This is a genomic window from Rhodococcus sp. BS-15 (genome assembly GCF_000813105.1).
GTDB lineage: Bacteria > Actinomycetota > Actinomycetes > Mycobacteriales > Mycobacteriaceae > Rhodococcoides.
Genome location: NZ_BAOX01000218.1, coordinates 1 through 8,410 on the forward strand (window position 1 = coordinate 1; position 8,410 = coordinate 8,410).

Genomic DNA, 8,410 nt, shown 5'->3' on the forward strand with positions numbered 1-8,410 from the left:
GGTCCAGCAGTATTCACCGTCGATGGCATGCTGGCCACTTCGAGTTGATAACACTTCGTCGCGCTACCGTTCTCCAACGTGCAGTCCACCGTCGTCACATCCGAGGTCAATGCCCCCTCGGCGAAGAGCGAGCGACCTCGGTCGAGCCCCCGGTCGATCCCCCGGTCGTCACCGAGGCGTCGTCTGTTTGCACTGATTCGCCAGCGCCCGACGAGCAGGCGCTGGCCACTGCGAGCGTCGCTGCCACGCTGACGACCAGCTTCTTCGTTGAAATCTTCATGGATGCTCTCCCGCTGGATGAATTTCGATGGTCGATCCGCCGGACGTGTAGTCCCTAGTTGTCGTTGGGAGGTCCACCGGCGGGAGGTCCACCGGCGGGAGGTCCACCGGCGGCACCCTCGTCGGAGTCGACGGTCTGGCCGACCAAGCAAGTGATCACCTGGTTGTCGGCGGCTGGATTCGCGTGGTAGTGGTAGCCGGCGGACTCGGTGGTGTGGCCATTGCACTCATCGAGGTCGTCGGGTGCCGCACCGTCCGCGAACGGGCTGTGTACCGCGTATCCGTCGAGCGCGTAGCCGAATTGCGCGGTGTCACCGTCGCTCGCCTCGCCGACCTCGGAGCAGCCGACCGCGCCATGCAGGTGGTAGCCTCGGTCGGGTTGAAGTGTCCGCCGCAGTCGTCGAACGCGGCAATGGTGTAAGCACCGAGGATCGCGTCAACAGGCGCGGACGCGTCGATACGCACGCCGTCGAGCGTGATCCCCAGGATGCCCTGCGAGTCGGCGGACTGCGCAGCATCTACGGGTGTGGTGGGGATGACGACCTCGGTCGTGATCGGCTCACCGTTCTCGAGCCAATCGACTCTTCCCTCGATGCAATGGTTTTGGAGGGCAGGGTCGACATCTGGGCGGGCAGCGGCCTCGAACTCTTCTTGGGTCTCGGTGACCAGTACGTTTCCGTCCTCGTCGTACATGCGCCACGTGTCGTCATCGTAGGTTTCGGCAAGGTCCTCGATGAACTTCCCGTCGAGGTCGTACTGGTTCTCGCCGTCGAACCAAATACCGCCGTTCTCGGCGCTGTCGGTGATTGTGGGCGGACAGAATGGGCCTACCTCGTGGTCGACCGGGTAGCCCGCGACCGTCATTCGGTAGCAGGTCGTTTCGGCACCGCCGCTCAGAGTGCAATCCTCGGTAGTGGGCTCACCGACCAAAGCACCGTCGAGGAAGAGACCGGTGTCCATGCCTGTCACCGCGGTGGAGGTGGCGGGCGTGGACGCCGCGGACTCGCTGGATTCGGGCTCAGAGGTGCCACAAGAGGCCAGTGTCAGCGCAGTCAACGACAACACCGCTACTACACGCGATCGACGGACAATAGGCGACGCGAAGCTTCCGGCCTGGTGGAGGTTCATTATGGGAGTATGAAGTCAATGACTGTGAACGCTCTGTGCGGTTCTACACAGCTTCTCCACAGGTTGCCGTCCTTCGGAAGTGCCGATGTCTGAACGCTCATCGGATGCACGCCGCCGCGTGCTGATCATCGAGGACGACCTCTCGATCTGCGACATCGTGTCGACGGCTTTGCGATTTCAGGGCTACTCCGTGGCCCAGACGGCAGACGGGGCGAGCGGTCTGGATCTGGCGACCGCGGGCGATATCGACCTCGTCGTGCTGGATGTCATGCTTCCCGGCATCGATGGATTCGAGGTGTGCCGACGGTTGCGCGAGGCAGGGTCGCGCGTCCCGGTCCTGTTCCTCTCCGCGCGCGACGACACGGTGAACAGAATTCGTGGCTTTGCCACCGGCGGGGACGACTACCTCACCAAACCCTTCAGCGTCGATGAACTGCTGATGCGAGTTGCAGCGATCCTGCGCCGTTCCTGCATCGACGAACTCTCCGATGTGTTGCAGGTGGGTTCCTTGAGTCTCGAACTCTCAGGACGCGAGGTTCGGCGCGCTGGAACGCTCGTCGATCTCTCGGCCACCGAGCACAAGTTGCTCGAGTACCTCATGAGCAATCGAGGTGTAGTGGTGTCGAAATCGCAGATCCTTGCCAATGTTTGGGACGAAAACTATGAGGGGACCGATAACGTGGTCGAGCTGTACATCGGCTACTTGCGCCGCAAGCTCGACGACGGCCACACGCCGTTGATCCACACCAGACGCGGCCTGGGCTATGTCCTGCGCGAAGCGAACAGATGAATCGTCTGTCCTTACGCTGGGTAATTCTGTTGCCGATCCTGGCCGCGATAACGACGGGCTTTGCGGTGTTCGCGATATTCATCGACCACAGTGACCGCTCGACCAGATTGACGCAGATCGATCGCGAACTGATCCGCGCTCAACGGCCCGACATGACTGGACTCGAGGTACCGCCAGCTAGTGGTCTGGACCCGTCCAGCGCGGCTCCCGACCCAATCGACTTCGCCACCAATGGAGTCGACCCTCCAATTCAGCTGACCATCTCGCCTGCCGGCGCTGTGACAAATGCGCGGGGCGGCGAATTTCCGTTTTCCAGCAGCGATCTCGTTGACTTGGGCACCACTCGAGAGCCCACGAGTACCGAGATTCGAGATTATCGGGTCTTTGCCGCAGTCAGACCGGATGGGCAAGTGCAGGTTACCGCGCTCTCCCTGGAGGGATTCGATTCCGCGACAGCTGCGCTGCGACGTAACCTCCTTGCCGGCGGTCTTGTCATCGCCCTGTTCGAGTCCACGATAGCGTGGTTGCTGGCAGCTCGACTGGTTCGTCCGCTGGCCGACATGGCGGACACAGTCAACAAAATCGCCGATGGAGCGCTGGACACCGAGATTCGGCACACGGCCGGATCTCGCGAGGTTTCCGAGCTGTCGGCTGATATCGATCGCATGGTCGCTCGGCTGCGCGAAGCTCTGGCCGAGCGCGAGCGGTCCGTGGAGTTGTCCTCCGAGGCGCGTGACGACATGAAAAAATTCATTGCCGATGTCTCCCACGAGATTCGCACGCCACTAGCGGCCCTCAAGGGATACAGCGACCTCTACGTGGCGGGGATGCTCACCGAACCGGGAGCCCTCGACCGAGCCATGTTGCGGGTCGGCAACGAAAGCGACCGCCTGCATCGATTGGTGAACTCGATGCTGGACCTGGTCCGTGATACGGGATCTGCCAAATACGTTGTCGTGCAATTCGATCTGGTGCGAATAGTGCAGGCAGTGATCGAAGACCTACGTGCGGTCCACCCTCGACGAGTGATCACGCTCGAGATAGTTCCCGATGAGAACAAACCGGTGACCGGAGACCCGTCCCGGCTCCACCAGGCTGTTCTGAACCTCGCTTCCAATGCGTGCACCCACACCCCCGAATCCACGCCGATCGCCGTCGTGATGGAGTGCGAGCAGGATGCAGTCGAAGTACGCGTGATCGACCACGGACCCGGAATAGATGAACAGGAAGGGACACGAATCTTTCTGCCCCTCTACCGTATCGACCCGTCGCGGACACGAGATGGACACAGTGGGGCTGGTCTCGGACTGGCCATCGCCCAGCAAATAGCATTCGAGCATCACGGCACAGTCGCCGTCTATCCCACGCCGGGCGGCGGTGCGACATTTACGCTGCGCCTGCCTGGGTGAATTCACCAGGAAGTCCCTAGTTAGGCCGACTCACCGACACGGACCGTGGTGCGGGTGAGAATTCCGGTCGTCCGGGCGTTGTGTGCGGGGGTGGTCATTCGTCCTGCGCTGTAAGTACTCCGAGGGATGTCGGGCTCTCTGTCAGTTGTGGGGCCGGCTCCTCATTCGTGTTTCGCCGCATTCGATTTCACTTCACCGTGCGTGAGAGTTCCTACCCTCGCCTGACCAGAACGACCGCTGTGATCCACCTCAGGAGCGCACGTCAGTGGAACACCGATAATGAAGTAGCTCTTGACGTCACCAGGCGTCTCCATGAAGTTCAGCGAGTTCGAGCTGCTCCCATTATCAACTCAGTGTCGTCAGGCAGCGGCGAGGTATTGCCACCCGTCACCTGAAACTGGCGTAACGGGCGGGTGCGGTTCGACCTGCGGCCTTCCTGCGGTCACGTCACATCAAGCTCGAGGAGATACGCCCTCGTGCAGCGATCGCCAACCCGGTCGGGTGTCGATCACCTCCACAGGTGAGCAAACGTCAAATCAACCCCTGTTTGCTCGCGGCATAAACCGCCTCGGCTCGTCGGGACACCGCGAGCTTGCGCATGATGTTGCTGACGTGAAACTTGACAGTCGTCGCCGAGATGAAGAGTCTGGTTCCGATCATGTTGTTGGACAATCCCGTCGCAAGCAGCCGAAGCACTTCGAGTTCACGCTCGGTCAGCCGCTCGATACTGCTCGGAGTCCCATTCAGTGATCGAACGACAGCCGAGGCACTGCGCGAATCGAAGGCGCTCTCCCCACGCGAGACGGCCCGGATTGCCCGAACCAACTCGGTGGTGTCGACGTCCTTGACCACGTAGCCCCGAGCACCAGCATGCACGGCCTCCACCACGAGTCGATCGTCGAGGAAAGTCGTCAAGACCAATAGGCCTATTCCGTTGTGCGCCTTCGCTAGCTGCGCACACAGCGCGAGGCCCTCGTAGTCCGAACTGGCAGAGAGCTTGAGATCCATCAGCACGATGTCAGGCTCGACCCGTGCGACGACGGCTAGGCCCTCCTCCCGGGTGGACGCCTCCCCCACGATCGTCAGATCCGACTCGCGTTCGAGCACCGATCGCAGCCCATCCCGAAGAATGGCGTGGTCGTCGACCAGGACGATGCGGACGGTGGGCGCCGCCACCTGCCCGATGCCCGTGCGAACCGTGGGAACGCTCACTGTGTTGTGCCCTTCTCGGATGGTTCATGGAAGGGAATGCGCACTGCCACGCGCACACCCCCGGTTCGGCGCGGCGGATCTCGAGGGTGCCGCCGTGTTCGCGGGTACGGGCCGCCATATTCGCCAATCCACGGTGCCTGCCGTCTACATCGGTGGACTCGGCCATGTGCAGCATCATGCGCAGATGAGCCGGATCGCCATCGCCATCGTCGGCAATCGAGAGTTGCACGTGGTCGGGCGAGTAGGTCAACCGAAGGATAGCCCGCGATGCATGTGCGTGTACCGCAGTGTTGAACAGTGCCTCGCCGGCAATGCGGAGCAGTGAGTGCTCGCAATCGCCACTCAATTCGACGGGAGTTCCTTCGACTCTCAACGAGACCTGCAGCTCGTCGGGCATGTGGACTATCGACAGCTGTTCGAGCATTTCGGGAAGCGACGTACGGTCGACGTCCTGGGGATGATTGAGCGCATAGATCGCCGACCGCAGCTGTTCCACTGCTCGACGCGTCAGATCCTTGGCCAGATCCAGTCTTTCACCACGCTCCTCGAAGGAGATGTCGCTGCGACACACTTCGATCTGCATACCCGCGGACAGCACAGCCTGGGTAACGCTGTCGTGCAGTTCGCGGGCGATGCGGTGGCGTTCGTCATCGAGCACCTGATGCTGATGCGCGGCACCCAGCTGTCGCTGCATCAGCTGGAGTTCGGCATTTCGGGCCGCGAGATCCGCTGCTGTCCGGTTCGCCTGAGCATAGGCGCTCTCGGTGCGCTCGAGCAGTTGCCTTCGACTCTGGAACAGAGCCGAATTCTGCAGTGCCACCGCAGTTTGGCTGGCGAGAATGCTCAACACCGCGGCGTCCGTGCCATCGAGAACCCGCTGCTCTCCGGTCCACGCCGCAAAGGCCCCGACGACGCCTCCGTCGAACGCAATCGGAACGAAGGCGTGATGGGCTGAGATCACCGGAGTCAGGCCGCCGCCGCAGGTCGATTGCTGAATCGACTCGAGGCAGTCGATGACGTCGTCCGGCAGCGGCGGCCCCTCGACGTTGTCTACCAGGAACGGAGTTGCATCGGGTCCGAGCACCAATCGCCGAGGACCGGCGTCCGGGAGCGCACCATCGGCGAGAGCGAACACGACCCACCGTGCACTCAGGTGCGCCCGAGCCGCCTCGGCCACCGCACACACCAGTGTTTCCGGACCATCGACAGTGCGCACCAAGGCACGTGAAATCAGCTCCAACGCATAGACCACGCGTTCCAAACGCTCTGCCGCACCTCGATACTGCGGATAGAAAGTGTTCTTTCCCGAGCGCAGACCGGTCAACAGAGACAGATCCGGTCCGGACGTCAAATCTGGTTCGGGCGTCACAGAGCAACCCTGAACAAATCGACCATCTCGCGATGTGTGGCAGATCGAGGATTGGTGGACATGCACGCATCCAATAGCGCGTTGGTCGCCAACACATCCAGATCGGACTCACTGACACCGATCTGAGCCAGACCGGTAGGAACACCGACCTGACGAGCGAGGCGGTCCACACGGTCTGCGACGGCCATGGCAGCCTCTTCCGGCGTAGCTCTGCCCTCGGGCAATCCGAGGCTCGTCGCGATGGCCACGTACGGCAACGGATCCTGCGCGGCGTTGAAGCGGATGACGTGCGGTAGCAACACGCCGTTGATCACCCCGTGCGGTAGGTCGAGCAGTCCCCCCACCTGATGACTCATCGCGTGCGTGGCACCGAGAATCGCGTTGGTGAACGCCAACCCGGCCTCCAAGCTCGCCTGGGCCATCGACCCACGTGCGCCCATGTCGGTAGGTTCATCGATGGTGCGAGCCAGCTGGGACATCACCATGGTGATGGCTCGGAGTGCGTGGTGGTCGGTCAGCTGGTTGTGACCGAGCGAAACAAATGCCTCAATTCCGTGCGTGAGGGCATCCAAACCGGTTGCAGCATTGAGCCATTCCGGCATCGTGGTCAGCAAAATCGGATCGATGACGGTGATATCGGGAACGAGCGCCCGGCCGAGGATGGTGATCTTGGTCGAGCGTGCGGTATCGGTCACGATGCAGAATTGCGAGACGTCGGCTCCGGTGCCCGATGTCGTCGGCACCATGACCAGAGGTGGGATCGGCCGGGTGGCCTGATCGACACCCTCGTAGTCGAGGATTCTGCCGCCGTTGCCGGCAAGGATGGCGATCCCTTTGGCCGCATCCATCACCGATCCTCCGCCGATGGCCACGAGCACGTCACAGCCGGCGGCTGCGTAGTACTCGTGGCCGGCCTCGATTTCGGCATCCTTGGGATTGGGTGTCAATGCACTCCACACCTGCGGATCGAGACCTTGGGCCGTGAGCAGGTCGACCAACTGCCCGGCCCAGCCGCTGTCGAGCAGCCCCGAATCCGTGACGAGCATCGGCCGTACCCCGCCGAGGCGGCGTGCCGCATGCGCGACCTCGCCCAGCGAATCGGGACCGAACACGATTTCGGGCGCGTGAAACTTCAGGACTCGTGGAGCCTCGACTCGGCTGCGCTGTGAGTCCAGATCGTGCAGAGCCTTGCCGACGTCCGCTGTAGCTGCCTGGTCCACCGTTCACACCCTCGCCGTCTTCGGTCCGAAAGCATCCGGACCTGTGATTCAGGTTACAACCTTACGAGTGCCGCGCGACCGATTCCACCAGCGCCGGACCGGGTTCTCACCTGCCGATCGGGTAGGTACATGGATTTCGGCGACGCATCGGGGCGTATCGCCCCGATCAGGACTGCCAGCAGAATGACAGCGTTCGGGCCGGCGAATCTCGAGGTCCTACTCCTACCGTTCATGTCGGAAGTCAACCCACCGACAGGGAGTAAGTCATGAAGAAGCACCTCGTCAAAGCCGCAGCAGTGACCGGTATTGCATTGGCCAGCATCGGAATCGGCACCGGCATAGCATCTGCCGCTCCTGCACCCCAGCCGAACCCGGTTCCTGCGCAAACGCAGCCCGAAGCGCCGGCGCCGGCACCGGCACCGGCGTCGACCGACCACGGCTTCTGGTTCTTTTCGCAGTGGATTCCGCTGCCGTTCTGAGAATGACCCGACTGTCGTCGTGGCTCCGCTCTGTGAGACCACAGAGATGACTCCGGTTCTCCGAATTCCACGCGCATCCGAGACTCGAGCGTCCGCGAGCCGGTAGCGGCAGCACACACGACGACACCACCGGCGATATCCACAGCTGTCGACCCGACAGCCATGACATTGCGCAACAACACCACCTAAGGGGAAAATTGTGAAGATCAGTTCTCTGAGTCGATCCGTCGGCCTGTCCGCAATGGGAATCGCCATGGTCTGCGGAGTGGCAGCGTGTAGCACAGATGGGGCCGAGGCCCCGATACCCTCGACGTCATCGTCGACGACGTCGAGCATCGGTGACACCGGAAGCGGAACGGCCTTGGCTGCGATGGACCCAGAACTTCAGGCCTGCCTGGAGGAGAACGGTGTCGCGGCACCGCCGAACCAAGGTTCAATCCCGATGGGCGAGATGCCCTCCGGCCCAGCGCCTTCGGCCGATACGGTAGCCGGCGACGACACCGCGGCCGGCGGCCCTCCCGGTA

7 protein-coding genes and 1 pseudogene are annotated in these 8,410 nt (G+C 62.3%); 4 read left to right on the top strand and 4 right to left on the bottom strand.

What is annotated here, in order from left to right:
• Positions 1–435: 435 nt before the first annotated feature.
• Complete coding sequence (locus RHBS_RS20090; protein WP_236745392.1) at positions 436–1,344, bottom strand: hypothetical protein; 909 nt, start codon at positions 1,342–1,344, stop codon at positions 436–438.
• 181 nt (positions 1,345–1,525) lie between these two features.
• On the opposite strand from RHBS_RS20090, the gene RHBS_RS20095 reads away from it, so the two are divergent.
• Positions 1,526–2,197 (top strand): response regulator transcription factor, encoded by a 672-nt coding sequence (locus RHBS_RS20095; RefSeq protein ID WP_236745393.1) that lies wholly within the window; start codon positions 1,526–1,528, stop codon positions 2,195–2,197.
• Positions 2,198–2,607: 410 nt separating this feature from the next.
• Positions 2,608–3,606, top strand: coding sequence for a cell wall metabolism sensor histidine kinase WalK (locus RHBS_RS20100; protein WP_187298572.1), 999 nt, complete (start codon positions 2,608–2,610; stop codon positions 3,604–3,606).
• 531 nt (positions 3,607–4,137) lie between these two features.
• Here RHBS_RS20100 and RHBS_RS20105 read toward each other — a convergent pair.
• The 3 genes and pseudogenes from RHBS_RS20105 to RHBS_RS20115 all read right to left on the bottom strand — a co-directional run bounded on the left by RHBS_RS20105 (position 4,138) and on the right by RHBS_RS20115 (position 7,371).
• The gene (locus tag RHBS_RS20105; protein WP_272913880.1) at positions 4,138–4,818 is read right to left on the bottom strand and encodes a response regulator transcription factor; all 681 of its coding nucleotides are present in this window, start codon (positions 4,816–4,818) and stop codon (positions 4,138–4,140) included.
• Positions 4,815–6,187: pseudogene (locus tag RHBS_RS20110) on the bottom strand (histidine kinase). The gene RHBS_RS20105 and the pseudogene RHBS_RS20110 overlap by 4 nt, the downstream one beginning before the upstream one ends.
• The gene (locus RHBS_RS20115) at positions 6,184–7,371 is read right to left on the bottom strand and encodes an iron-containing alcohol dehydrogenase (RefSeq protein WP_237669480.1); all 1,188 of its coding nucleotides are present in this window, start codon (positions 7,369–7,371) and stop codon (positions 6,184–6,186) included. Before RHBS_RS20115 ends, RHBS_RS20110 begins: the two are co-directional and overlap by 4 nt.
• 302 nt (positions 7,372–7,673) lie before the next feature.
• Between RHBS_RS20115 and RHBS_RS20120 the strand changes: the two genes are divergently transcribed.
• On the top strand, positions 7,674–7,886 hold the full coding sequence (locus RHBS_RS20120; RefSeq protein WP_128646300.1) for a hypothetical protein: 213 nt from the start codon (positions 7,674–7,676) through the stop codon (positions 7,884–7,886).
• A 199-nt stretch (positions 7,887–8,085) separates the two neighbouring features.
• Positions 8,086–8,410 (top strand): hypothetical protein (locus RHBS_RS29800; protein ID WP_236745394.1); only part of this gene is annotated, 325 nt, incomplete at its 3' end.

What these genes read in the sequence shown, in the direction of transcription:
- RHBS_RS20120 (WP_128646300.1), top strand. Translation starts at nt 7,674, where the DNA reads ATGAAGAAGCACCTCGTCAAAGCCGCAGCAGTGACCGGTATTGCATTG.